This is a genomic window from Enhydrobacter aerosaccus, from assembly GCF_900167455.1.
Classification (GTDB): domain Bacteria; phylum Pseudomonadota; class Alphaproteobacteria; order Reyranellales; family Reyranellaceae; genus Reyranella; species Reyranella aerosaccus.
In genome coordinates, this window is sequence record NZ_FUWJ01000003.1 from 353,552 (window position 1) to 377,265 (window position 23,714).

20 protein-coding genes are annotated in these 23,714 nt (G+C 65.5%); 7 read left to right on the forward strand and 13 right to left on the reverse strand.

The window, feature by feature from the left end; all coding sequences use genetic code 11:
* The first annotated feature begins 87 nt into the window (after positions 1–87).
* Entirely contained in the window at positions 88–510 is a 423-nt protein-coding gene (gene rnk, locus B5D62_RS17025) for a nucleoside diphosphate kinase regulator (RefSeq protein WP_085935099.1), read from the forward strand.
* On the opposite strand, the gene B5D62_RS17030 is transcribed toward rnk, so the two are convergent.
* The 6 genes from B5D62_RS17030 to B5D62_RS17055 form a co-directional block, all read right to left on the reverse strand.
* Positions 507–1,790 (reverse strand): TRAP transporter large permease, encoded by a 1,284-nt coding sequence (locus B5D62_RS17030; protein WP_085935100.1) that lies wholly within the window; start codon positions 1,788–1,790, stop codon positions 507–509. The genes rnk and B5D62_RS17030 overlap by 4 nt on opposite strands.
* 12 nt (positions 1,791–1,802) lie before the next feature.
* The gene (locus tag B5D62_RS17035) at positions 1,803–2,291 is read right to left on the reverse strand and encodes a TRAP transporter small permease (RefSeq protein ID WP_170920983.1); all 489 of its coding nucleotides are present in this window, start codon (positions 2,289–2,291) and stop codon (positions 1,803–1,805) included.
* Positions 2,292–2,367: 76 nt separating this feature from the next.
* Complete coding sequence (locus B5D62_RS17040; RefSeq protein ID WP_085935102.1) at positions 2,368–3,402, reverse strand: TRAP transporter substrate-binding protein; 1,035 nt, start codon at positions 3,400–3,402, stop codon at positions 2,368–2,370.
* Between the two features lie 64 nt (positions 3,403–3,466).
* Entirely contained in the window at positions 3,467–4,102 is a 636-nt protein-coding gene (locus tag B5D62_RS17045; protein ID WP_085935103.1) for a LysE family translocator, read from the reverse strand.
* 9 nt (positions 4,103–4,111) lie between these two features.
* On the reverse strand, positions 4,112–5,830 hold the full coding sequence (locus B5D62_RS17050) for an N-acyl-D-amino-acid deacylase family protein (RefSeq protein WP_085935104.1): 1,719 nt from the start codon (positions 5,828–5,830) through the stop codon (positions 4,112–4,114).
* 2 nt (positions 5,831–5,832) lie between these two features.
* Positions 5,833–8,142, reverse strand: coding sequence for an NADP-dependent malic enzyme (locus B5D62_RS17055; protein WP_419188789.1), 2,310 nt, complete (start codon positions 8,140–8,142; stop codon positions 5,833–5,835).
* Positions 8,143–8,248: 106 nt separating this feature from the next.
* Here B5D62_RS17055 and B5D62_RS17060 point away from each other — a divergent pair, with 106 nt between their 5' ends.
* Positions 8,249–9,076 (forward strand): nucleotidyltransferase domain-containing protein, encoded by an 828-nt coding sequence (locus B5D62_RS17060; protein WP_085935105.1) that lies wholly within the window; start codon positions 8,249–8,251, stop codon positions 9,074–9,076.
* A 94-nt stretch (positions 9,077–9,170) separates the two neighbouring features.
* Positions 9,171–11,804, forward strand: coding sequence for a DNA mismatch repair protein MutS (gene mutS, locus B5D62_RS17065; protein ID WP_085935106.1), 2,634 nt, complete (start codon positions 9,171–9,173; stop codon positions 11,802–11,804).
* Between the two features lie 4 nt (positions 11,805–11,808).
* Here mutS and B5D62_RS17070 read toward each other — a convergent pair whose 3' ends face one another.
* The 4 genes from B5D62_RS17070 to B5D62_RS17085 are packed head-to-tail and all read right to left on the reverse strand — an operon-like array spanning position 11,809 to position 16,766.
* A complete protein-coding gene (locus B5D62_RS17070) occupies positions 11,809–12,825 on the reverse strand; it encodes a methionine synthase (protein WP_085935107.1) in 1,017 nt (338 codons plus the stop codon).
* Positions 12,826–12,854: 29 nt separating this feature from the next.
* Positions 12,855–14,213, reverse strand: coding sequence for a heme biosynthesis protein HemY (locus B5D62_RS17075; protein WP_085935108.1), 1,359 nt, complete (start codon positions 14,211–14,213; stop codon positions 12,855–12,857).
* Between the two features lie 6 nt (positions 14,214–14,219).
* Complete coding sequence (locus B5D62_RS17080; RefSeq protein WP_085935109.1) at positions 14,220–16,235, reverse strand: uroporphyrinogen-III synthase; 2,016 nt, start codon at positions 16,233–16,235, stop codon at positions 14,220–14,222.
* Between the two features lie 30 nt (positions 16,236–16,265).
* Positions 16,266–16,766: a methylated-DNA--[protein]-cysteine S-methyltransferase gene (locus B5D62_RS17085; RefSeq protein WP_231714839.1), complete on the reverse strand. Its 501-nt coding sequence runs from the start codon at positions 16,764–16,766 to the stop codon at positions 16,266–16,268.
* A 27-nt stretch (positions 16,767–16,793) separates the two neighbouring features.
* Here B5D62_RS17085 and B5D62_RS17090 point away from each other — a divergent pair, with 27 nt between their 5' ends.
* Positions 16,794–18,161: an alpha/beta fold hydrolase gene (locus B5D62_RS17090; protein ID WP_085935110.1), complete on the forward strand. Its 1,368-nt coding sequence runs from the start codon at positions 16,794–16,796 to the stop codon at positions 18,159–18,161.
* Positions 18,162–18,173: 12 nt separating this feature from the next.
* Here the strand turns inward: B5D62_RS17090 and B5D62_RS17095 are convergent, their stop codons facing one another.
* Together B5D62_RS17095 and B5D62_RS17100 are read right to left on the reverse strand one after the other, a co-directional pair.
* Positions 18,174–19,184: an NADP-dependent oxidoreductase gene (locus B5D62_RS17095; protein WP_085935111.1), complete on the reverse strand. Its 1,011-nt coding sequence runs from the start codon at positions 19,182–19,184 to the stop codon at positions 18,174–18,176.
* Positions 19,181–19,666 (reverse strand): L-2-amino-thiazoline-4-carboxylic acid hydrolase, encoded by a 486-nt coding sequence (locus tag B5D62_RS17100; RefSeq protein WP_085935112.1) that lies wholly within the window; start codon positions 19,664–19,666, stop codon positions 19,181–19,183. The genes B5D62_RS17095 and B5D62_RS17100 overlap by 4 nt, the downstream gene beginning before the upstream one ends.
* A 129-nt stretch (positions 19,667–19,795) precedes the next feature.
* On the opposite strand from B5D62_RS17100, the gene B5D62_RS17105 reads away from it, so the two are divergent.
* From B5D62_RS17105 to argC, 3 genes are all read left to right on the forward strand, one after another.
* Positions 19,796–20,425, forward strand: a complete 630-nt coding sequence (locus B5D62_RS17105) for a hypothetical protein (protein WP_085935113.1) — start codon at positions 19,796–19,798, stop codon at positions 20,423–20,425.
* Between the two features lie 130 nt (positions 20,426–20,555).
* Entirely contained in the window at positions 20,556–21,353 is a 798-nt protein-coding gene (locus B5D62_RS32940; protein ID WP_218191101.1) for a hypothetical protein, read from the forward strand.
* Positions 21,354–21,698: 345 nt separating this feature from the next.
* Positions 21,699–22,667, forward strand: a complete 969-nt coding sequence (gene argC, locus B5D62_RS17115) for an N-acetyl-gamma-glutamyl-phosphate reductase (RefSeq protein WP_085935115.1) — start codon at positions 21,699–21,701, stop codon at positions 22,665–22,667.
* Here argC and B5D62_RS17120 read toward each other — a convergent pair.
* On the reverse strand, positions 22,661–23,611 hold the full coding sequence (locus B5D62_RS17120) for a LysR family transcriptional regulator (RefSeq protein ID WP_085935116.1): 951 nt from the start codon (positions 23,609–23,611) through the stop codon (positions 22,661–22,663). The genes argC and B5D62_RS17120 overlap by 7 nt on opposite strands.
* Positions 23,612–23,714: the final 103 nt, after the last annotated feature.

Sequence of the window (23,714 nt, forward strand, 5' to 3'; positions counted from 1 at the left end):
TTTTGGTGACGATGGCGCGCGCCATCGTGCGTTTGCGCGTCTGCGCCCTTCTTCTTCGTTCCACAATTTGCTTCAGAGGCCTTCCCGATGCGTGACGTCGTGCGGAGCCGTTCAGTTCCACAGATCATCGTGAGCAACGCCGACTACGAGCGGCTGATCGATCTCGCCAATGCCTCCATGCAGCGCCTTCCGGAGGTCGCCGAGGAGCTGCTGGCCGAGATGGATCGGGCCAAGGTCGTCGAGGATGAGGCGGTGCCTCCTCACGTGGTGCGGATGGGCTCGACCGTTACCTTCGAGTCGGACGACGGCCGGGTGCGTACGATGACGCTCGTCTATCCTGCCGACGAAAGCCTCGACCAGCACCGCATCTCGGTCATGACTCCGATCGGAGCAGCCTTGATCGGCCTAGGCGTCGGCCAGTCGATCTCCTGGTCGGCCCGCGACGGCAAGAATCATCGCCTGACCGTTACGCACGTCTCGACGCCTGCCAGCCCTAGTTGCCAGCCCTAGTTGATGGCGCCGGCAGCGCGCGGCAGGAAAAGCGCGATGTCCGGGAACAGGATGATCAGCAGCAGGCCGAACAGCAGTGCGGCGATGTAGGGCATGTAGGTGCGCCAGTGCTGGCCGACGGTCAGGTTGGCGAATTTGAGCGCCATCAGCAGCCCTACCCCCATCGGCGGCAGGAACAGGCCGATGCCCACCGCCGCCGTCTGCACGATGTTGAAGTGGTAGGGGTTGATGTTCATCTTCTCGGCGATCGGGAACACCACCGGAATCAGCACCACCGCCGCCGGCAGACCCTCCAGCACCATGCCGAACATCATGGTGATGGCGGCGGTGCAGAGCAGGAACAGCCACGGCATCGAGTGCAGCGGCGACAATACCTCCGCCAGCAGCTTCGGCACGCCGGAAACGCCCATCAGGTATTGGAACACCGACGCGACGGCGAGCAGGAACACGACCGATGCGGTGAGGATCGCGCTCTCGTAGGCAAGCTTGCCCATCTCGCGAAAACTGACGTTGCGATAGTAAAAGCGCGCGGCGACGAAGGCGTAAGCCGCCACCACCGCGCCCGCTTCCGTCGCGGTGAATACGCCACCGATGAAGCCGCCCAGGATGACGATCGGAATGACGAGCGGAATCGCGGCGCGCCGTGCCGTGGTGGTGAGCAAGGTCAGATCCGGCCGCGTGTCGACCGGCCAATCGTATTTGCGGGCCCGGTACCAGACCAAGGCCATCAGGCAGAGCATGATGACGGCCGCAGGCACGAAGCCGGCGAGAAAGAGCGCGACCGCCGACGTGTTCGTGACCTGTGCGATCACGATCATGAAGATCGCTGGCGGCACCAGCATGCCCATCGCCGTGCCGGCGGCAATCAGTGATGCCGAGTCCTCGCGCTTGTAGCCGGCCTTGGTGAGCGGCGGCATCAGGGTCGAGCCCAGCGCCGAGACCTCGGCCATCTTCGAGCCGCAGATGTCGGAGAAGAAATAGGCGACCACGATCACCGACATGCCGAGCCCGCCCTTGACCCAGCCCACCAGCGCGCGGGCGAAATCGACTAGGGCATGGCTCATGCCGCAGCGTTCCATCAGGCCGCCGGCGAAGACGAAGGCGGGAATGGCCAGCAGCACCCAGCTCTGCGAGCCCGATACCAGGCTCGAGGACAGGACCTGCATGTCGTAACCGCCGATCCATAGCCCTGCCACGGCGGAGACGCCGAGGGCGAAGACAATGGGCATCGAGAAGACGATCAGGACGACGAAGATCGCGGCGACCAGAAGCAACAACATGCCGTTCGATCCTCAGTGTGCAGTGGGGAAGCGGGGCGGCGGTGCGATCACCATGGAGGCGGCATAGATCGCGAGCAGGACTCCACCGATCACCGCAGATCCATAAAGGACGGCGAGATTGATCTCGAGGCCCGGCGTGGTGAGTGTGCTGTTGAGAATGCACAGCCTGACGCCGAACCACGCCACCAGCAAACCGAGCGCGGCGACCAGAACGAAATGGATGCGTTCTACGAACAGCAGGCCGCGCGGCGTGAGATGCAGGACGTGCAGCGTGAAGTGTGCGCGTTCACGCACGCCGATCGCCGCGCCGATCAAGGTCAGATAGGCGAGCATCATCTCGCCCACTTCTTCGACCCAGGTGAAGGGGATCGGATCCAGGTCGAGCCAATCCGTGACCGGAATCATGACGTAGCGCAGGAACACGCCGATCAACAGGTTGACGATCGCTGCGATCAGCAGCAGGGAAACGACGAGCTTGGGGATCGCGGCGATGAACTTCATCATTGTCGTCCCAGGATGACACAGGCTTCGAGTTGGGTGAAAGTCCCGCGGCATCGCCCCGGGATGTCGAGGTCGGCTAGGACTTGAACGAAGCGATCTCGTCCCACATCTCGCTGTATTGCTTCTTGTAGGCCGGCCAGATCTTCGCCTCAGCGACCTTGCGGAAGGCCTCGACGTCGGCCTTGGCCACCGTCATGCCCTTGGGTTCGAGCAGTTCCTTCGCCTTCTCATAATTGTCGACCGACTCTGTGAGATCGCGGATCCGGCGCTGTGCTTCGCGGCTGAGATCCAGCATCAGCTTCTGCTGGGCCGGCGTCAGGCCGTTCCAGACAGCGAGGTTCATGACCGCATTGGTCGGGCCGTAATTGTGATAGGTCAGCGAGGCGTACTTGGAGACTTCGTAGATCTTCAGCGCCATCATGTTCACGATGGGAAGATCGCCGCCGTCGATCACGCCCGATTTTGCCGCCGAGATCACCTCGCCCCAGGCCATGGGCACGGCATTACCGCCCAGGCCGTTGATCGTGTCGCCGAACACCTTGGCCTGCTGGACACGGATCTTGGCGCCGCGCAGATCCTTCGGCTCGACGATCGCCTTCTTGCCGGTCCAGAAGTGGCGGAAGCCGTAATCGAAGTAGCAGAGAGTCTTCACGCCGTACTTCTGCTGGAAATCCTTGTCCATCTTGTCGCCGATCGGGCCGTTGAACATCTTGTAGGCCTGGTCGTAGCTCTTCACGAGATAGGGCACGAGGAACACCCCCATCTCCGGAAAGATGGTTGCCGCGGCGCCGGCCGGACTGCCCATAGCGATGTTGCCGGACTTCACGGCATTCATGATGTCGAGCTCCTTGCTGAGCAAGGTCGAGCCGAAGAACTGCATGTCGAGCTCGCCGTTCGACTGCTTCTTCACTTCGCCCGCCATCCAGTCGAAGGCGACAGCTGCCGACTCGGGCACGGCATTGATATGCGCGAAGACCAGCTTCTTTGCTTCGGCGCGGGCAAAGGTGGGGGCAAGCCCGCTCGCCAGGATGCCCGCCATCCCGCCCGTCACCAGACTCCGCCGCCGAATTGCGGACAGACTCCGACTGCTGATTTTCATGATCGTCGACATGGCGCGCCCTCCCAGGCGATTTATTTATGAAAATCCTATACCGCGGGGAGAGGGGCGCAAAGCGCTATGGCTTGTAACGCAGCAAGGCCACACCGAAACCGCAGAAGATCGCACCGCTGGCGCGATTGACGCGACGCAGCCAGGCACCTTGCATGAGGTGAGTCGCGAATCGCCGACCGCTCAGCGAATAGAGCATGTAGAAGAAGGCTTCGACGGCGAGGAACGTCGCGACCAGCAGGCCGAATTGCGGGGCCCAGGGCGCGTTCGGCGTCATGAATTGCGGAAAGAAGGCGGCGGCGAACACCAGCAGCTTGGGATTGCTGATGCCGACGAGGAAACCACCGCGCAGCAAGGTCCAGCGATCCACTGTGCGGTCGTTGGTTTCGCGCGACGGTGCCGCAATGACGGGTGGGTCCACAGGCGACCGCCACGTCTGGATGCCGAGATAGATCAGATAGGCGGCGCCGGCATACTTCAGGGCCTCGAAGGCGACGGGCACAGCGAGCATGAAGGCACTGACGCCGGCCACCGAAGCGACCAGCAGAACCGTCAGGGACAGCAGGCAGCCTGTCATGCCGAGCATTGCGGCGCCGAAGCCGAAGCGGATGCTGCGCGTCGTGACATAGAGGACATTGGGGCCTGGCGTGGCGCTGATCAGGATGACCGCGCCGAGATAGAGCCACCACGTCTGGAAGGTCATGCGGTCAAGTCACTGCGCCGCGAGGGCGACATGCCGGCCCTGTGACGGAGCGAAGCGATCGAGGACATGGCCGGGTCCCTTGGCGTGGCGCACATAGTCCTTGCCGTCGAAGGTCTTCACGCCATTGCAGAACACGCCGTGGACGCCGGTCGGCCGGCGGATGGTCCGGCGGCCTCCACCCGGCAGATCGGCCACACGCTCGGCCGGGCTCACGCCGACGGTCGCGGGATCGAACAGCAACAGGTCGGCCTGAGCGCCGATGGCGATGCGCCCGCGATTGGGGATGCCATAAAGATCCGCCGGATGGCTGGTGAGCCGTCGGACGCCTTCGACGAGATCGAAATCGCCTCGTTCGCGCACCCAGTGCGACAGGAAATGCAGGCCAAATCCCGCATCGCACATGTAGATCAGGTGGGCGCCGGCATCGCTCAACGCCACCACGCCCGCTTCGTGCTTCAGCAGCCGCGCCACGCCGTCGTCGCCGACATTGAGGAAGCGACCGAGGAAGGCGGTTCCAAGATCCTCGTCGAGTGCCAGATCGAGCATGACGTCGAGCGGGTCACGCCGCTCGGTCCGGGCGATCTCGTCGAGATAGCGGTTCACGTAGCGGGCGTTGGTGGGCTTTTGCGCCACCGCCACCATCACGCGATCCCAGTTGCCCTGGAAGATCATGCCGGGCCGCGGGTTGCGCGCGTTGTCGCGGAACTGGGCGCGCCACGACGGATCGCGGAACACGGCCTTCAGCTGCTCCGGCGTGTAGGCCTTGATCGGATCGAAGGCGGCATGGCTGTAGAAGGGATAGGCGTTCGCCATCGTGAAATCGAACGACAGCGGCTGGCAGGGGATCTGGACATAGAGCCCGTTGCCGCGATGGATGGCGGCGGCGCAGGCATCGAAGATGCGGATGGCGCGTTGCGGCTCCTGCTCATTGTACATCGCCATGCCGGTGCCCTGGAAGAACGGTCGTCCGTACTTCGCCGCCATCGGCTCCAGTTCCTCCGGCGTCTTCACGCCCGAGGCGATGGCGATGACGCCTTTGCAGCGCGGTCCCATCGCGCCGACCAGCGCATCGAGCTCCGACATCGGCGCGATGGTCGACGGCATCGGCACGCCGCCATAGCCGGAATGATTGAGCGAATAGGAGGCGCCCAGTCCGATGGCTCCCTGTGCCATCGCGTCGGCCACCATCGCTTTCATGCGCGCCAGCTCTTCCGGCGTCGCCTCCGCGCGTTGCGAGGCCGCCTCTCCCATGACGGCCGTGCGGATCGTGGAGTGGCCGGCCAGAACCGCGACATTGGCGTAGGCCGGCCGGCGGCGCAGCATGTCCATGTACTGGCCGAAGCTCTCGAAATCCCACTGGATGCCGGTGCGGAGCGCCTCGAGATCCATGCCTTCGACGACCGAGAGGTTGCGGATCACGAGATCGCGCGCGGCGGGCGGCGCCGGCACGATCCCGAAGCCGCAATTGCCGATCACCGCCGTGGTGACGCCCAGCGACGGGGAGGGCGAGAGAGTCTGATCCCAGGTGATCTGGGCGTCATAGTGCGTGTGGACATCGACGATGCCGGGGGCCAGCACGAGGCCGCCGGCATCGATGGTTTCGGCCGCTCTGTCCTTGATCTCGCCAATCGCCTCGATGTGCCCATCCTTCACGGACAGATCGGCACGGCGCGGTTCGTTGCCGAGGCCATCGATGAGGGTGGCCCCGCGGATGACGAGATCGGACATGGCTAGCTCCGTCGGCTGAGCGCTCCATAGGCGGCGAGCGCGGCGTGGTTGACGAGGTCGCTGACCGTGGCGCCCATGCCCACGATCTGCATCGGCTTCTGCAGGCCGTCGATCACCGGCCCGATCACGGTCACACCCCCCAGGCTCTGCATCAGGCGCGAGGCGATGTGCGCGGAATGGAGCCCCGGCATCACCAGCACGTTGGCGGGCCCGGTCAGGCGGCAGAAGGGATAGGTCGCCTTCATCAGTGCGTGGTCGAGCGCCATGTCGGCCTGCATCTCGCCGTCATATTCGAAGTCGACCTTCTCGGCGTCGAGGATGCGGATCGCCTTGCGGATGCGGTCGATGCGTTCGATCTCCCGGCTGCCGAAGTTGGAGAAGGAGAGGAAGGCGACGCGCGGCTCGTGGCCCATCATGCGCGCGCTCTTCACCATCTGCTTGGCGATGGTGGCCAGCTCCTCCGGTGTCGGGGTCTCGTTGATCGATGTGTCACCGAGGAACACGGTACCGTGGCGCGAGACGATCACCGAGTAGCCCATCGCCACCTTGCCGGGATCGACGTCGACCACATGCCTGATGTCGGTGTAGCACTCGGGGAAGCGGCGCGTGAGGCCGGACACCATGCCGTCGGCATCGCCCATCGCCACCATGCAGGCGCCGAAGACGTTGCGGCCCTGATTCACCATGCGCTGCACATCGCGGCGCAGGAATCCGTCGCGCTGTAGGCGCTTGTAGACCATGTCGGTATAGGGCGTGTTGCGCGTCGACAGGCGGGCGTTGTGGATCTCGAGTCCGTCGGTGTTGGTAATGCCGAGGGACTTCATCGTCTCGCGCACCTGCTCCTCGCGACCGATCAGGATCGGCGTGCCGTAGCCGTTGTCGCGGAACACCACGGCGGCGCGGATCGTCCGTTCCTCTTCGCCCTCGGCGAAGACGATGCGCTGCGGATTGGCCTTTACCTGTTCGAACAGGTTCTGCAGCCAGTGGCTGGTCGGATCGAGGCGGCCGGAGAGCGAGCGCTTGTATTCGGCCATGTTGGGAATCGGCTTGCGCGCGACGCCGGATTTCATGGCCGCCTCCGCGACCGCCGCCGAGACGGCCGAGATCAGGCGCGGATCGAACGGCACTGGCATGATGTATTCTGGTCCATAGCGCAGCCGCCGGCCGGAATAGGCGCGATCGACCTCATCGGGCACATCTTCGCGCGCCAGCTTGGCCAGCGCCTCGGCGGCCGCAATCTTCATGTCCTCGTTGATCGTGCTGGCGCGGACGTCGAGCGCGCCGCGGAAGATGTAGGGGAAGCCCAGCACGTTGTTGACCTGGTTGGGATAGTCGCTGCGGCCGGTCGCCATGATGGCATCGCCGCGCACCGCCTTCACGTCTTCCGGCGTGATCTCCGGGTCGGGATTGGCCATGGCGAAGATGATGGGCTTGTCGGCCATCGACTTCACCATGTCCTTGGTGACCGCGCCCTTTGCGGACAGGCCGAAGAACACGTCGGCGCCCTTCATGGCTTCCGCCAGCGTGCGCGCCTTGGTGCGGACCGCGTGGGCGCTCTTCCACTGGTTCATGCCCTCGGTTCGCCCCTGGTAGATCACGCCCTTGGTGTCGCACAGGATCGCATTCTCGTGCGGCAGGCCCATCGCCTTCACGAGCTCGATGCAAGCGATCGACGCGGCGCCCGCGCCATTCACCACCATCTTGACGTCCTTGATGTTGCGGCCGGTCAGGTGGAGGGCATTGATGAGGCCGGCGGCCGAGACGATGGCGGTGCCATGCTGGTCGTCATGGAAGACCGGGATGTCCATCAGCTCGCGCAGGCGCTGCTCGATGATGAAGCATTCCGGCGCCTTGATGTCCTCGAGGTTGATGCCGCCGAACGTCGGGCCGAGATAGCGCACGCAGTTGACGAACTGGTCGACATCCTTGGTGTCCACTTCGAGGTCGATGCAGTCGACATCGGCGAAGCGCTTGAACAGCACCGCCTTGCCTTCCATCACAGGCTTGCCGCCGAGCGCGCCGAGATCGCCGAGACCCAGCACGGCGGTGCCGTTGGAGATCACCGCCACCAGGTTGCCTTTAACGGTGTAGTCGTAGGCTTTGGCGGGATCCTTGGCGATCTCGAGACAGGGGGCGGCAACGCCGGGAGAATAGGCGAGTGCCAGGTCGCGCTGCGTCACCAGGGGCTTCGTCGCGATAATCTCGATCTTTCCCGGACGCCCGGCCTTGTGCATCCGCAGCGAATCGCCGTCGAGATCGCCCATTTCATTGACCATTGCTTCCGAGCTGCTGCTGCTCGTCATCTGCTTCATTCTCCCAGTTGAGTGCGCATATTGGCGGTATTCCGATGGTGGTACCAGCCAGCCATGCCGCGCTGCAACGTGGCGCAGAACCGTTTATTTGCACATGAGTGATGCGATGAATGACTCCACCTCCAACGACCGAATCTTGCTCGACCGCCTGGTACGCGCCTTCGGCGGCGTGCCCGGTATCCGCGCTGTCGTTCTGGGAGGATCGCGTGCCCGCGGCGAAGGCTCTGCGCACTCGGACTACGACATCGGGCTGTATTACGAGCCCGACAATCCGATCGATGTCGGCCGGCTGGCCAAGGCGGCGATGCTCCTGCCGGGCGCGGCACGGTCCTCCGTGACGGCGATCGGCGAATGGGGACCGTGGATCAATGGCGGTGCCTGGCTGACCGTCGATGGCCGCAAGGTCGATCTTCTCTATCGCGATCTGGAGAAGGTGCGGCAGGTCGTCGACGATTGCTGCGCCGGCACAGTGGAGCGCGTCTATCAGCCTGGCCACCCGCATGCCTTCGTGTCGGCTATCTACATGGGCGAATTGGCGCTCTGCCAGATCCTGTGGGATCCAGAGAACGCACTTGTCTCGACGCGCCGCAAATGCGCTTCCTACCCCGACGCGCTTGGCGAGGCGCTGATCAGGACGTTCTTCTGGGAAGCCCGCTTTGCGCTCGAAAATGCCAGCCACGGTCGCGGCCGGGACGATCTTTCCTATGTCGCCGGCTGCGCGTTCCGCTGTGTTGCCTGCCTGTGCCAGACGCTTTTTGCGCTGAACCGCACGTATCTCCTGAACGAAAAGGGCGCGGTACCGGGCGTCGAGCGCCTGTGCATCAAGCCGGTCGACTTCCGCTCCCGCGTCGAGAGCGCGCTTGCGCGAGCGGGTGCAGGTCTTTCCGATCTGGCGGCCCTGGTCGAGGAGACCGCGGGCCTGTTGAAAGTGTGAATTACCGGCCGTGGCGGGACGTCGAACGCCCGTGTTAAGCGGGGACGTGCCCGACAGTTCGCCTCCTCCCTCCGTGCCTGCCGAAGCGACGCCGATGATGCGCCAGTATCTGGCGATCAAGGCTGCGCATCCCGATCATCTGCTGTTCTATCGCATGGGCGATTTCTACGAGCTGTTCTTCGAGGACGCGGTCAAGGCGTCGGCCGCGCTCGACATCGCCCTCACCAAGCGCGGCCAGCATCTGGGCGAAGACATCAAGATGTGCGGTGTGCCGGTGCACAGCCATGAGGCCTACCTGTCGCGGCTCATCCGCCAGGGCTTCAAGGTCGCTGTGTGCGAGCAGACCGAGGATCCGGCCGAGGCCAAGAAGCGGGGCGCCAAGTCGGTCGTCGAGCGCGCCGTTGTCCGAGTCATCACGCCCGGCACCCTGACCGAGGACGCGCTGCTTGATGCGCGCAGCCACAACTATCTTGCGGCCCTGGCCGAGGCGCAGGGCGAGCTGGCGCTGGCGTGGCTCGATCTTTCAACGGCCGACTTCGCGGCCCAGCCGTTGCTGCCGGGCCAACTTGCCGCCGCACTGGCTCGCCTCTCTCCCGGCGAGATCCTGGTTTCCGACCGGCTGCTGGCGCGGGACGGCGTCAAGATCGTGCTGGGCGACTGGAACGCCGCGCTGACGCCACTGCCTTCGGCGCGCTTCGACAGCGACAATGCCCGCAAGCGCCTGCAGGCCGCCTTCAATGTCGCGGCTCTCGACAGTTTCGGCTCCTTCTCGCGCGCCGAGGTCGCCGCGTGCGGCGCCTTGCTCGACTATGTCGAGCTGACCCAGGCCGGCAAGGCACCGGCGCTCTCGCCGCCGCGGCGGGAGCGGTCCGACGGAACGATGGAGATCGATCCGGCAACGCGGCGCAATCTGGAGCTGGTGCGCGGCCTCGATGGCCGGCGCGAGGGCAGTCTCCTCGCCACCGTCGATCGCACCCTGACAGGACCCGGTGCACGCCTCCTGGCCGAGCGGCTGGCGGCGCCGCTGACCGATCGTGCCGAAATCGAGCGTCGTCTCGACCTTGTCCAGCTCTTCGTCGAGCGCCCGGCGCTGCGCGAGCGCGTGCGCGAGGCGCTGAAGCGCACACCGGATATCGAGCGCGCGCTGCAGCGGCTGTCGGTCGGACGCGGCGGTCCACGCGATCTCGCTGCCCTACGCGACGGCCTCGACTCGGCCGAGGCATTGGCCGCGCTCCTGTCGTCGGAGCCCGAGGCACTGGCGCCCGCTCCAGCGCCCTTGGCCGAGATTGTCGTCGCCATCTCTGGCCATCGACCCCTGATCCAGTCGCTGGCCGCGGCGCTGACCGACGAGCCGCCGTTGCTCGCGCGCGAAGGTGGATTCATCCGCGCCGGTTATCGCGCCGAACTCGACGAGCAGCGCACCTTGCGCGACGACAGCCGCAAGACGGTGGCGGCGCTCGAGGCGAAATACCGGACGGCAACGGGCGTGCCGTCGCTCAAGATCCGCCACAACAACATGATCGGCTACCACATCGAGGTGACGGCGACGCACGCCGACAAGCTCGACCTGCCGGCGCTCGGCTTCACGCGACGTCAGTCGATGTCCAACGCGACGCGCTTCAGCACCGCCGAGCTGGCCGATCTCGAAACCCGCATCGGTCGTGCCGCCGACCAGGCGCTGGCGCTGGAACTCGCCGTCTTCGAAGCGCTGATTGGCGAGGTCGTGGCTGTTTCTGCCGCCGTTGCCGCGGCGGGCCGGGCACTTGCCGCGCTCGATGTCGCGTCCGGTCTCGGCGAACTCGCTGTCACGGGCAATTACGTTCGGCCGACCCTCAGCGACGATCCAGCCTTCACCGTTGTCGGCGGGCGACATCCGGTCGTCGAGGCCGCGCTTCAACGCCAGGGAAACGCGTCCTTCGTGCCCAACGATTGCGAGCTGGGGCCGGATCGTCGCCTGTGGCTGCTCACCGGTCCGAACATGGCCGGCAAATCGACGTTCCTGCGCCAGAACGCCCTGATCGCGGTCCTGGCGCAAGCCGGCTCGTTCGTGCCGGCGCGGGAGGTGCGGCTGGGCATCGTCGATCGGTTGTTCAGCCGTGTCGGCGCGGCCGACGATCTTGCCCGTGGCCGTTCGACCTTCATGGTCGAGATGGTCGAGACAGCCGCGATCCTCAACCAGGCCACCGCACGCAGCCTCGTCATCCTGGATGAGATCGGCCGCGGCACAGCGACCTTCGACGGCCTGTCGATTGCCTGGGCCACGCTCGAGCATCTGCACGACATCAACAGGTGCCGGGCGTTGTTCGCCACGCACTACCACGAGCTGGGGGCGCTCAAGGAACGACTGGCCGCGCTCGCGCCCTACACGATGCGCGTGAAGGAATGGCAGAACGAGGTCGTCTTCCTACACGAGGTGGCGCCCGGCGCAGCGGATCGATCCTACGGCATCCATGTTGCCCAGCTGGCCGGCCTGCCGTCGGCCGTCGTCGCCCGCGCCGAAGAAGTTCTGGCAGTCCTCGAGAAGGGCGAGCAGTCGGGTGCCGTGACGCGCCTCGTCGACGATCTGCCGTTGTTTGCCGCCGCGCCGGCGCGGCCTGCCGGCGGCAGCGCCAAGTCGGCACCCTCGGAAATCGAATCCGCTCTCGTCGCCGTCAATCCCGACGAGCTGTCGCCGCGCGAAGCACTGGAGCTGGTCTACGCCTTGCGCGCGCGACTTCCGGCGTCTTGAAATCTCAAAGGGCCTGACGGGCCAGCGCCGCGCCCTGGGCGAGGGCGCGCAGCTTGCCGTAGGCGGTCGCGAGCGTCATCGGCGCCATGCCGCAATTGGTGCAGGCCTGGATGCGCTCGGGATCGACGAACTCGGTCGCGACCTTGAGCGTCGCCGCCACCTCTTCCGGGGTCTCGATCTTGTCCGAAGCGACATCGATCGCGCCGACCAGCACGGTCTTGGTCTTGAGCAGCTTCATCAGTTCGGGCGGAACGTGGCTCTGCCGACATTCGAGCGACACCTGCTGGATCTTGCTGCGATCGAGGGCAGGGAAGGTCTGTTCGTACTGGCGCCAGCTTTCGCCCAGCGTCTCCTTCCACTTGATGTTGGCCTCGATGCCATAGCCGTAGCAGATGTGCACGGCGGTCGTGCACTTCAGTCCCTCGGCCGCCTTTTCGAGTGCCGGGACGCCCCACTCGACGGTCTCGCCGAGATAGACGTTGAAGGCCGGCTCATCGAACTGGATCACGTCGACGCCGAGCTTCTCCAGATCCCTGGCTTCCTGGTTGAGGAGTTCCGCGAAGGCGAAAGCCATCTTCACGCGGTCGCCGTAATAGCCGTCGGCCAGCGTGTCGATCAGGGTCATCGGGCCGGGCAAGGTGAATTTGAGCTTGCGTGCCGTGGCTGCCCGGGCGGCGCGTGCCTCGCGCTCATGGACGAACTTGCGGCGCTTCAGCGCCGAGGTGACGGTGGGACAATCGGCTTCGTAGCGATTGTTCCGGATCCCCATGCGGACCTTCTTGTCGAAGTCCACGCCGTCGACTTCGGCCAGGAAGCCGTGGACGAAATGCTGCCGCGCCTGCTCGCCGTCGCTGACGATATCGAGACCGGCCTCTTCCTGGCGGCGGATGGCGAGGATGGTGGCGTCCTCCTTGGCTTCCTGCAGGGGAGCGCCGGTCAACGTCCAGGGTGCCCACAGCACGTTGGGTGTGGCCAGCCACGACGGCTTGGGCAGGCTTCCGGCCAGCGTCGTCTCGAACATGAGTCCTCCCTAGGTTCTTGTTTCTGATCTCAGGACGGCAGGGGTCCCTGCAACGCCGGTTGCGGCTGGACTTCCGGCGGCAGGATATGGCCGAAGGTTCCCGGCGCATGCCAATGCAGTGTCCCAAAGGCGCCGCAACTCTCACACACCGAGCGCCAGGTCTCGTGATGCGCGCCGCAGGCGGAGCAGCGCCAGGTCCGGTCGGCTGGAGCCTCCGCCGCGCGCGCCAGCCATTCATGCAGCTTGGCGGGATCGCCGCCCGAACGCTCCTCGACATCGGCCATCAAGCGGCAGATGCGTGCGGTCGGATGCTCGCCGCCGGCGAGCTCGAGATGCCGCCGCGCTTCGCCCCACAGCGAGGCGTCCAAGGCCGCTTGCGCGAGCGCGATATGGCTCTCGGCATCCTCGGGCTTGTGGTCGACCAGCTTCCGGATCACGCCGACCCGCTTCAGCGGATCGGTTTCGCCCGACGCCTTGAGATAGAGCGACGCCAGGTCCGGGTGTGGCGCCAGAGCCCAGGTTCGCTCCAGCGTCTTCATCGCCCTCTTGGCTTGGCCGGACTTGATCTGCAGCTCCGCCAGCCTGAGCGCGACGGCGATGCGCTCGGGCGCCAGACTGAAGGCTTCCCGCGCCAGCGCCAGTGCGTCGACCTCGTAGTTCTCGCGCTCCGCCACGCGGCTGCGCTCGACCAGCAGGAGCGCCTTTAGGGTGCGTCCCTTATCGGATGTGACGACTTTGGTGCGCAGCCCGGTCTCCAGCGTTTCCTGCGCGTCCTTCCAGCGGCCGATCTGCGCCTGCATGTCGAACAGGGAGTGCACGACCCACGGCGTCTGCGGCCGCAGCTTGAAGGCGCGCTGGGCATAGTCGAGCGCCTGTGCCTGGTTGCCGTCGGTCAGCGACTGGGCGATCAGTCCGCGCAGGCCGAGGAAGGCCATCTGCTCGTCCTCCAGCATGGCGTTGAACGCCCGGCGCGCGCCCTCGCGATCGCCATTGAGCTGCGCGGCCTGGGCCGACAGGAGGAGGGTCAGTGACGGCTCGGACAGGAGCTGTTCGGCCTTGCGCGCATTCTTCTGCGCATCGGCAGCATCGCCGGCAGCCACGGCCGCCAATCCCTGGGTGAGGGCGCGGTAGCCACGTCGGCGCCGACTTTCGCCCCAGCCCTCCAGCAAGGCTCCCGGTGTACCAACGATCCAGCGGTAGAGCAGCCACGCCGCGACCGCGAGCAGGATGAGGAGCAGCACGCCGCCCAGCAGGATGCCGACGCTGGTATCGAGGCGCCATCCTTGCCACTCCATCGTGACCAGGCCCGGGCGTTCGGCCAGCCACACCGCCCCGAACATCAGGACGGCCGCGATCGCGAACCAGAAGAGCGCGCGCAGGAAGGTCATGGCCGCCTACCGCGCCGCTGCCAGGAGGGCCACACCTTCGGCCGCCAGCAGGTCGATGGCGCGCTGGGCCGCGAGATGCGCTTCGGCACGAGCAAGCCACGAGGAGGTGGCCGATGCCGTCTGGGGCGGCAACGACTTCACGAGCTCGACCGCCTTGGCGAGGTCGCCCGTCTTCAAGGCCGCCTCGGCCCTGGCCAGCTTGGCCTCGGCGCTGTCGCCGGGAACGTCGGCACCGACGCGGCGCAGGGAGATCAGCGACTTGAGCCGGCCCAGGACTCGTTGGCCGAGAGAGTCGTCGGCAAGGTCTTCGGCCAGGGCCGCCTTGGCCACAGCGGGAAAGCCGGCCGCCAGGGCTGCGCGCGACGCGACACCCTTCTCGGCCAGGGGCTGCAGCGTGGCCTTCTGTTCGGCGACCTTGGCATTGTCCTGCGCCAGCGGCGCCAGAAGGGAGAGATCGGCGGTGAAGGGCTGCTCCGATTCGAGTGCCGCATCCAGCCGGGCCGCGATGCCGATCAAGGCGGAGGCGCGCGCTGCGGCAAGGGTCTTCTGCTCGTCGGCGCTGATGCGGTTCGACTGCGCCTTGGTCTTCTCGATCGCATCGGCGAGGGCGGTTGCCTGATCCTTCTGGCCCGACATCGCCTGTTCGAGATTCTGCAATCCCGATCGCAGGGTCGCGATCTCGATGCGCAGCGCCGCGACATCCTTGTCGACCTTCTCCGTATCGGCGGCGGGTTGCGGTGCCGGTTGCGGCGCCGGCTTGTTCTCCAGGGTCTCGATGCGGTTGCGCAGCGCGTTCAGCGTCTCGTCGGACGCGACAGGCGCAGGACTTTGGGTCGCGGTATTCGCCAGGGCGCGCATCCGCTTGTCGATGTCATCGAGACGTGCCCGGAATTCTTCCTGCGTCTTGGATAGCTTGTCTTCGTCAGCGCGTAGCCGTGCCTGGGCTTCGGCCAGGGCGCGCAGCGCCGCTTCCACTTCCTGCCGAGCCTTGTCTGCCATCGCCGACGCTTGTCCACTCTCGGGAGCGGCAGTTGCCGGTCCGCGCCACATCGCCTGCATTTCCGGGGGCCAATAGGGCAGGGAAAAGAGGGCAGCCGCGAGGACGATGACGGCAGACACGATACCAATGACAAAGGCGGTGACGGGCCCGATCCCGGATCGCACGGCCGCCGGACGTGTCGCCAGCGGAGGCGGTGTCGGCGCCGGTGAGGGTGCGGCGGGCGGTTCGCTCTCGGGGAGCGGAGAGGGAGAGGGCTCGCTCATGGGATGGGTCTCGTGCTCCGCATTTTGGGCATCGGCTTCAGCCAGCCGGTCGATCTCGTCGAGGATGGCCTGGCGCGTCGGACGCTCTGCCGCCACCGTGGCCTTGAAGGGCAACGCCTTCAGCGGCTCGGCCGCGGCCGGGCTGATGGCAATGGCCGTTACCGTACGGCAGGACTCGGCCAAGCCGGCGGCGAGAACGAGTTGCACGAACAGCTTGGAGGCGCGCGGCGAGAAGAAGGTCGCAACATCGATGGCGCGGGCCTCCAGGGCGGCGCGCGCCGAGTCGGGCAGGGTGTCGACCTGTTGCGATTCATAAAGCGCGAATCGGCGGACGAAATCCTGGGGGCCGAGGTCTCCTTTGACATCGACGCCCGAGACATGGATGAGCGGCCCGCCCTTGGGATCGAGCCGCTCCTGGACGAGCTTGGCGAGCGCCGCGCTGTCGCCCGAAGCGGACGTCACGGAGGTGAAGCCCAATCCTTCCGCCGTCGCCGCCGTCATGTCGCCAACGGCGAGGATCGGCTTGCTGCGAAGCTCGGTCGCTTCGGCAAGCGCACGAGCGCCGTTGGCGCTGGTCAGGAGGATTGCCTGACTGGCGGCCAGCGCCGGCGCGAAGTCGTCCGGTGGTCGGCGGAAATGAAGCTGGAACAACGGCGCGATCACGGGCACGTGCCCACGCTGGCCGAGTGCCTGGGACAGCGTCGTAGCCTCGCGTTCCGGCCGGGTGATCAGCACGCGCATGCGCTCTCCGTAGCCCATTGGGCGGCGCCACTCCAGTGGCGCGAATGCCTAAAGCAAGACGACGCCTTCGACGGCGAGGAGTTGCCGCTTGGTCGGCAGGCCGCGGCCGCCTGAAAAGCCGCCTTCCTTGCCGCCGCTGGCGAGGACGCGATGGCACGGGACGATGATGGGGATCGGATTGCGGCCGCAGGCCATGCCGACGGCGCGCGGACCTGAGCCAAGGGCCATCGCCATGCCGCCATAGGTCGCAGTCTCGCCGTACGGGATATCGCGCATCATCGCCCAGACGCGCTTCTGGAAATCGGTGCCATGCTGCAGCAGCGGCAGATCGAAGCGCTTGAGCTTGCGCTCGAAATAGCGCTTTAACTGAAGCGTCGCTTCCCTCAGGACGCGAGAAGGCGTATCGAGCGGCGGCTCATCGGCGTTCGTCCATCGCACGGCGCACAAGGCCTCGCCCTCCGCCTCGAGGGAGAGGCGGCCGACAGGACTGTCGATGAAGCAGATCGTCATGGTCGAAGCGTAGCGTCGGGCGATGGCATTTGCCAACATGCGCCCAACCTGTTCGGGGGAGATGAAATGACAGGCGGACGGCCGACACGGCGCGCCGTATTGGCGGGCGCGATGGCTTTGGCCCCGACCCTCGCTTGGGGCCGGCAGCGCCAGGCGTCCACCGGTGACGCTGCGGGACCGCCGCCGATCGTGTTCGTGCATGGCAATGGCGATTCGGCCGCCGTCTGGATCAACAACTTCTGGCGTTTCGAGAGCAACGGGTTTCGGCGCAACCAGCTCTTTGCCATCGACTTCCCCTATCCGCTGGCGCGCACCGACAATTCCAAGCCGCAGGCGTTGCGCTCGTCGGCGGAAGACCAGACGCGCGAACTGGCAGCCTTCGTCGCCCAGGTTCGCAGCACCACCCGTCGGCGCAAGGTCGCGCTGATCGCCTCGTCGCGCGGCGGCGATGCCGTGCGCGGCTATCTGAAGAATAGCGGCGGCGCGGAATTTGTGAGCCACGCCGTTCTGTGCGGCACGCCGAACAAGGGCATTGTCATTTCCGAGACGATGCTGCCCGGCAGCGAGTTCAATGGCGCGGCGCCGTTCCTGAAGGATCTCAACAGCGGTGCGAACGATCTCGTTCCCGGCGTCGAGATGATGGCGATCCGCTCCGACAACAACGACAAGTACTCGCAGCCCGATGGCCGCTATGTCGGCTTTCCGGGCAAGCCGACGGGAGTCGGATACGACGCCTCGGAACTGCGCGGCGCAAAGAACGTGATCCTCGACGGGCTGGATCATCGCGAGACCGCCTTCCACAAGCTCGCGTTCGGCGCCCAATACGAATTCATCGTCGGCCAGCCCGCCGGCACGCTGTTCATCGCGCAGGAACCTTTGCCGACACTCAACGGCAAGGTCAGCGGGATCGCCGAGGGCGTCTATACCAACCTGCCGGTTGCCGACGCCGACGTGGAAATCTACGAGGTCGACGCCAAGACCGGCGAGCGCAAGAGCAACGTTCCCGTCCACCACAAGAAGACCGGTGTCGATGGCCAGTGGGGACCGTTCGTGGCCCATTCCGATGCCTATTACGAATTCATGGTCAAGGTGTCGGGCCAGCCGACGACGCACATCTATCGGTCGCCGTTCCTGCGGTCGTCCGACATCGTGCATCTGCGCCCACAGCCTTTCGGCAAAGGCGACGAAGCGGCCGGTGCAATCGTCATCATGAGCCGGCCGCGCGGCTATTTCGGAGTCGGACGCGACAAGTTCAGCCTCGATGGCAAGGTGCCGCCGGGCATCACCGAAGGCGTTCCCGCGGTATCGACCGGCAAGCTCGCCTTCGATGCGACACCGCGGACCGTCGTCGCTGTCTTCAACAACGAAGTCATCCCGACACGCACTCTTCCGGCCAAGGACAACCACATCGTGGTGGCAGAGTTCACCAACTGACGGTCGGTCGGGTCAGGCGATCCGGATCAGCCGCTTGCCGAGATTTTCACCGCGATAGAGGCTGGCGATGGCGTCGGGCGCCTTGTCGATCCCGTCGAGTATGTCCTCGCGGTAGCGGAGCCTGCCCTCGCGAACCCACTGGGCGAGGGCGACACGGCCCTCGTCGTAGCGATTGGCGTAATCGAAGATCAGGATGCCCTGCATGCGGGCCCGCTTGACCAGCAGATGGCGCTCGACGCGCGGGCCGAGCGGAACGGGATCCCAGCTCGACACCGATGCCGTGCCGCAGATCACGACGCGCGCCCCGACAGTCAGATGCTTCATCACGGCATCGCTGATGGCGCCCGCCGTATTGTCGAAATAGACATCGATGCCGTTGGGACAGGCGGCGGTCAGCGCCGCGTCGAGATCTCCCTGCTTGTAGTCGATCGCGGCATCGTAGCCGAAGGCGTCGCGGCAGAGTTCGGCCTTGGTCGGTCCTCCGGCAATGCCGACGCTGCGACAGCCCTTGATCTTGGCGATCTGGCCGACGCAGGAGCCGACCGACCCCGCCGCCGTCGAGACGACGACCGTCTCGCCGGCTCTCGGCTGACCGACATCGAGCAGGCCGAAATAGGCCGTGAGACCGTTGAGGCCCAGCACGCCGAGCCAGGCCGACAGCGGCGGCTCGGCACTGGTGACCTTGGTCTGGATAGCGTCCGGGTCGACAGCAGCGAAATCCTGCCAGCCGAACATGCCGACAACCACATCGCCCGGCTGCCAGTCGGGATGGCGCGACTCGACGATCCGGCCGGCGGCGAGGGAGCGCATGACGCCACCCAGCGGCACCGGCTCGGAATAATTGGCCACCGCACTGACCCAGCCGCGCATCGCCGGTTCGACTGAGAGATAGGAGTTCCGCACCAGCACTTGGCCGTCGGTCAGAACGGGCAACGGTCGCTCGACGACCTCGAAATGCTCGGCCTGCGGGATGCCGGTCGGCCGGGCCCGCAGCAGCACCTGCCGGTTGACGTCGTTCTTCATTTATCTTCGTAGCGATAGCGAAAGTCGCAGTGGCTGGCCCCCTGCATGATGGTCTGCGTGCGTTCGAGCTTGAGTTTGGGATCGTAGCCCTCGCAGAAGGCGCCGTCGCGATTGCAGGACAGCAGATGTCCGATCTCGCCCAGCCCCATGGCCTTGTAGGTCTCGGCATAGCGGCAGCGCGTGACATTGAACGCGAAGGTCTTGTCGGTCTGTTCCTTGACCTCGATCTCGAGCGCGCCGCCCTTGGTCCAGAGCGGCATCACGTCCTCGAACGCCTGGAGCGACGGCCCGCCCGGCGCCGAAGCAGCGAACTGCTTGCCTTGGGCGATTGCCGAGCGCCGCACCGAATCGGTGATCGTCTTGCGCGCGACCTCCTCGCCATGGCTCGCCTTCAGCGTCTCGTAGACCTCTTTCAGGATCTCGGCCTCGATCTTCCGCTTCTCGAGCATCGACAGGCCTTCGGGGTGCAGAGGTTGTGCCATGAAAAATAACTCGCGTGTTGTGCATCTTCGCAGATTGCGAAGCCTGCACCGTTTCGGTACTGGGTTCAAGAATTGGGGGCTATTGCGTGCGTTAATGCGCGCTGGGGGAGAACAATGAGTTTAGGTCGCGTGAGCGTCATCGGCACCCTTGCCGTGACGGCGTTGGTTGTATCTGCGTGCGCTTCGATGATCGACGGTAGAACTCAGCAGGTTCTGGTTACCACCGACCCTCCCGGAGCAGATTGCGGACTGTATCGCGAAGGCGGCCTCCGGATCGCAACGATCCAGAACACACCCGGCAGCGCCACGATTACCAAGACAAAGCACGATATTTCGATTGTCTGCGTGAAGACAGGATATCAGCAGGCGACATATTTGAATCATTCGGGCTTGGCTGGTTCGACGGCAGTCAATTTGGTGGGCGGAATATTCACGCTTGGTATATCGACCGCCATTGGAGCGGCGGTGGATGCATCCACCGGTGCGGGGAATGAATACCAAAGCCAGGTCGATATACGCATGACCGCTAATTCGCCCGATCAGTCGGAGGCGCAAGCCACATTGCCGGCGACCTACGGACCGGTCGGCAAGAGCGCGGAGACAAAGCAGGCAGCATCACAGACGGGTGCCAACGCGCCGTCCTCTGCCCCTGCAACGGCTTCGCCGACACCTCCCTCGGCCTCCACGCCCGAGGCGTCAGGCACTTCTGTGACGCCCGTTTCCGGCTCGGCGCCGCTCAAGGCCTCCACCGAGCGGTGACGATGCGAACCGCACGTTTCTCAGTGTCGGGAGCTGCATGAAGAAGGGATGATCTGCTCCTCCGGGAGGCGACGATTTCGTTCGCCTCTCTGCGGTTGCGACGCCGCCGCTTTGAAGCAGCTCCTCTGTTATGCGTCATCGCAGATTGCGGAGCCAGCCCCGTTTCACTACCCACGGCAACTCGGGGAATTGGGGTGGAACGATGCGCGAATCGATTTGGTTTTCCGTGCTTGCGGCGACAGCCGCGGGCCTGTTGTCAGGCTGCGTCTCGGACAACACCACCACCCAAAGCGCAGGTCCCCAAACGGCAAGTTCCCAGGCTTCCGCCACCGACTACTGCGCCAGCCTGACGGCGAACCGTCGTCGAGTCGCCAGGCTGCTCGACGACGCCGATAACAACCACGGCGCGCCCAATTCCGCGGCGGGGATTATCGGACTGTTTGGCGGGTCTTCAGCGATGACAGGGGGACGGTCATTGGCCGGACAGGACAGGCAGCGTGCCATCGACGACCTGCGGTCGGAGCGCTCGTCCCTCGATCATGAGATCGACCAGCGTCAGTGCACAGCGGAAGCGCGCGCCAAGGCGGGGGTCATCAAGCCCACGACCGATGCGGCCTACAATGGCGTCTACGTCGGCAAGGGGAGCACGCAGAGCTGGTGCGCCCAACCCAGTCTGTCGCTGACCGTGAAGGACGGGCAGCTTTCCGGCAAGCTGACGGCGGAGGCATCCTATGACGTCAAGGGTGAGCTCTACGACAATGGAGATGTGTCCCTGCTGTTCAAGAAAGAGGGCACGGGCAGCTTTACCGACGACGTCGACGGCCGATTGAAGGATGGAACTCTGTCCGTGGGCGTGAAGTTGGACGACAGTCCGAGAGCCTGCTCCTATCAGTTTTCCGCGGCTCGATCGGCGGCGGGCGGCTCTTGATCCGACTGATCGGCGGTGCCGCGGTGAGCGGATTCGCCTGAGCGGCGCTCGATCCATCGACCGTCTCGATCATGTCGGGCGTCAGGCTGGATGAGGCGCTCCTGGATGCCACCTCTGTTCGTGCCGCCTTGACATCCCGCCGGCCGGGTGAAATATCCGCGGCGATGACTTCGTTCGCCCTCCTCCGGTCGCGACGCCGCCGCTTTTCCAAGCGGCGTGAGAACGCGCGCGCGTAACAAACGCGCCGTATCGTGAAGCCGCTGGAGAGGATCGAGCGGCTTCCCTGTTTCCCTCTTCTCCAGCCGGCCCGCTCCAAAGGCCCCTGAACTTGCGAGAGAGAAGACCATGACCAGCAACAAGACCAAGATCTTCATCGACGGCCAGCACGGCACGACCGGGCTCAAGATCCACGAGCGCCTCAAGGACCGGCCGGACATCGAGCTGCTCGAGCTGCCGATGGCCGACCGCAAGGATCTTGCGAAGCGGGTCGAGATCGCCAAGGCGGCCGACATCGCCGTGCTCTGCCTGCCGGACGCGGCGGTGAAGGAGCTGATGACGGCGCTGGGCGACGCCGATGTGTGCGTGATCGACGCCAGCACGGCGCACCGGGTCGCGGACGGCTGGACCTATGGCTTCCCCGAGCTCAGCAAGGAGCATCGCAAGAAGCTGCTGGCCTCCAAGCGGATCAGCAATCCGGGCTGCTATCCCACGGGCGCGATCAGCATCCTGCACCCGCTGGTCGAGGCCGGCATCGTGCGGGCCGACTCGACCCCGGCGGTGTTCGGTGTGTCGGGCTATACTGGCGGCGGCAAGGAGCTGGTCGAGATCCACGAGAAGACGCCGAACGTCGAGCCGTTCGGGCTCTATGGCCTCGAGCTCACGCACAAGCACGTGCCGGAGATGAAGAAGTACTCCGGCCTTTCACACGCGCCGCTGTTCGTGCCGTCGGTCGGTCACTATGCCCAGGGCATGCTGATCATGGTGCCGATCACCCGCGACATCACCACCAAGGCGACGCACGCGGCAGACGTACAGAAGGCGCTGAGCGACCATTATGCCGGCGAGAAGTTCGTCACCGTGCGGCCGTTCGCCGATCGCAAGTGGCTGGAGCGGGACCGGTTCCTGCGGGCCGACCGGCTGATCGACACCAACTCGATGGAGTTGGCGGTCTATGCCAACGAGATCGACGGCAACATCCTCGCCGTCGCCTCGCTCGACAATCTCGGCAAGGGCGCCTCCGGCGCCGCCGTGCAGGTGATCAATCTCAAGACCGGCGTCGACGAAGCCACCGGTCTGGCCGTCGCCGCTCAGTAGCTGGCGGCGAGCAGCCCGAGCTGCGGATAGAGCCGATCGACGGCTTCGACGTCGCGGCGCATCTCGGCAACGATCCAGTCGCGGATCTCCCGGACGACCGGCCTTTCCGGCCGGTTGGCCGGGCCGTGCAGGATGCAGAGGCGCTGGCCATGGGTCAGCGTCTGCGAGGCGGGCACGAGCGTGCCGGAGATCAGGGCGCTCGACACCACTGTCAGCCAGCCGAAGGCAATTCCCTGGCCGAGCAGGGCGGCCTGCACGACCACCGCATAGTCGGAGAAGTTGAGCGACTTCGGCGGGCCATGGCGGCCGGTCTCGAATGACGGGTCGTCGCCAGCCCAGTCGGCCGGCGTATCCGTCAGATGGATGATGGTGTTGCCGTCGTCCCGCGCCTCTCCATTGGCGCCCTGCAATCGATAGCTCGGGCTGCAGACCGGCACCATGAGCTCCTTCATCAGCAGGACGCCTTGGGCGCCGACCTCGTCCTTGCCGATGAAGCGCATGCCGAGATCGACATTGTCGACCGGCCCGCGCAGTGACCCCGCGATCAACTGGAAACGGAGATCCACCCTGGGAAACAGCCGCTGGAAGCGGTCGATCCGCGGCATCAGCCAATGGGTGGTGAAGGCCGACGAGACCGAGAGCGTCACGGTCTCGAGCCCACCGCGCCGCTGCTCGAGATCGCGCAGGCCGGCCTCGATGCTGCGGAAGCCGTCGGCGATCCGCCGATAGAGCGCCTCGCCCTCCTGCGTCAGCACCGCCCCCTTGGCATCGCGCTCGAACAGCCGCACGCCGAGATGACTTTCGAAGCGCGACAGCATGCGGCTGACGGCCGGCTGGGTGACGTTCAATTCCGCTGCAGCACGCGTGAAATTGCCGTTGCGGGCCGCTGATTCGAAGACGAACAGGGCATTGCTGGAGGGCAATAACCGGCGAAGGTCGGGCATAACATGAGGTTATGGAAAAGCTGACTATTCGGCAATTGCCTGCACTTGCGTTTCGCTCTCTCATCGATACCGGTCAGCGACCATGATCAGGGGTCATGGGAGC

Excerpts from the sequence above, each read along its gene's own strand:
- B5D62_RS17075 (WP_085935108.1), bottom strand. The coding sequence starts at position 14,213 with ATGACCTTCCTGCGCGCGCTCTTCTGGTTCGCGATCGCGGCCGTCCTG.
- argC (WP_085935115.1), top strand. The coding sequence starts at position 21,699 with ATGACCAGCAACAAGACCAAGATCTTCATCGACGGCCAGCACGGCACG.
- B5D62_RS17040 (WP_085935102.1), bottom strand. The coding sequence starts at position 3,402 with ATGTCGACGATCATGAAAATCAGCAGTCGGAGTCTGTCCGCAATTCGG.
- B5D62_RS17080 (WP_085935109.1), bottom strand. The coding sequence starts at position 16,235 with ATGGGCTACGGAGAGCGCATGCGCGTGCTGATCACCCGGCCGGAACGC.
- rnk (WP_085935099.1), top strand. The coding sequence starts at position 88 with ATGCGTGACGTCGTGCGGAGCCGTTCAGTTCCACAGATCATCGTGAGC.
- B5D62_RS32940 (WP_218191101.1), top strand. The coding sequence starts at position 20,556 with ATGCGTCATCGCAGATTGCGGAGCCAGCCCCGTTTCACTACCCACGGC.
- B5D62_RS17100 (WP_085935112.1), bottom strand. The coding sequence starts at position 19,666 with ATGGCACAACCTCTGCACCCCGAAGGCCTGTCGATGCTCGAGAAGCGG.
- B5D62_RS17045 (WP_085935103.1), bottom strand. The coding sequence starts at position 4,102 with ATGACCTTCCAGACGTGGTGGCTCTATCTCGGCGCGGTCATCCTGATC.
- mutS (WP_085935106.1), top strand. The coding sequence starts at position 9,171 with ATGATGCGCCAGTATCTGGCGATCAAGGCTGCGCATCCCGATCATCTG.
- B5D62_RS17090 (WP_085935110.1), top strand. The coding sequence starts at position 16,794 with ATGACAGGCGGACGGCCGACACGGCGCGCCGTATTGGCGGGCGCGATG.
- B5D62_RS17060 (WP_085935105.1), top strand. The coding sequence starts at position 8,249 with ATGAATGACTCCACCTCCAACGACCGAATCTTGCTCGACCGCCTGGTA.
- B5D62_RS17050 (WP_085935104.1), bottom strand. The coding sequence starts at position 5,830 with ATGTCCGATCTCGTCATCCGCGGGGCCACCCTCATCGATGGCCTCGGC.
- B5D62_RS17030 (WP_085935100.1), bottom strand. The coding sequence starts at position 1,790 with ATGTTGTTGCTTCTGGTCGCCGCGATCTTCGTCGTCCTGATCGTCTTC.
- B5D62_RS17035 (WP_170920983.1), bottom strand. The coding sequence starts at position 2,291 with ATGAAGTTCATCGCCGCGATCCCCAAGCTCGTCGTTTCCCTGCTGCTG.
- B5D62_RS17120 (WP_085935116.1), bottom strand. The coding sequence starts at position 23,611 with ATGCCCGACCTTCGCCGGTTATTGCCCTCCAGCAATGCCCTGTTCGTC.
- B5D62_RS17095 (WP_085935111.1), bottom strand. The coding sequence starts at position 19,184 with ATGAAGAACGACGTCAACCGGCAGGTGCTGCTGCGGGCCCGGCCGACC.
- B5D62_RS17070 (WP_085935107.1), bottom strand. The coding sequence starts at position 12,825 with ATGTTCGAGACGACGCTGGCCGGAAGCCTGCCCAAGCCGTCGTGGCTG.
- B5D62_RS17085 (WP_231714839.1), bottom strand. The coding sequence starts at position 16,766 with ATGTTGGCAAATGCCATCGCCCGACGCTACGCTTCGACCATGACGATC.
- B5D62_RS17055 (WP_419188789.1), bottom strand. The coding sequence starts at position 8,142 with ATGAAGCAGATGACGAGCAGCAGCAGCTCGGAAGCAATGGTCAATGAA.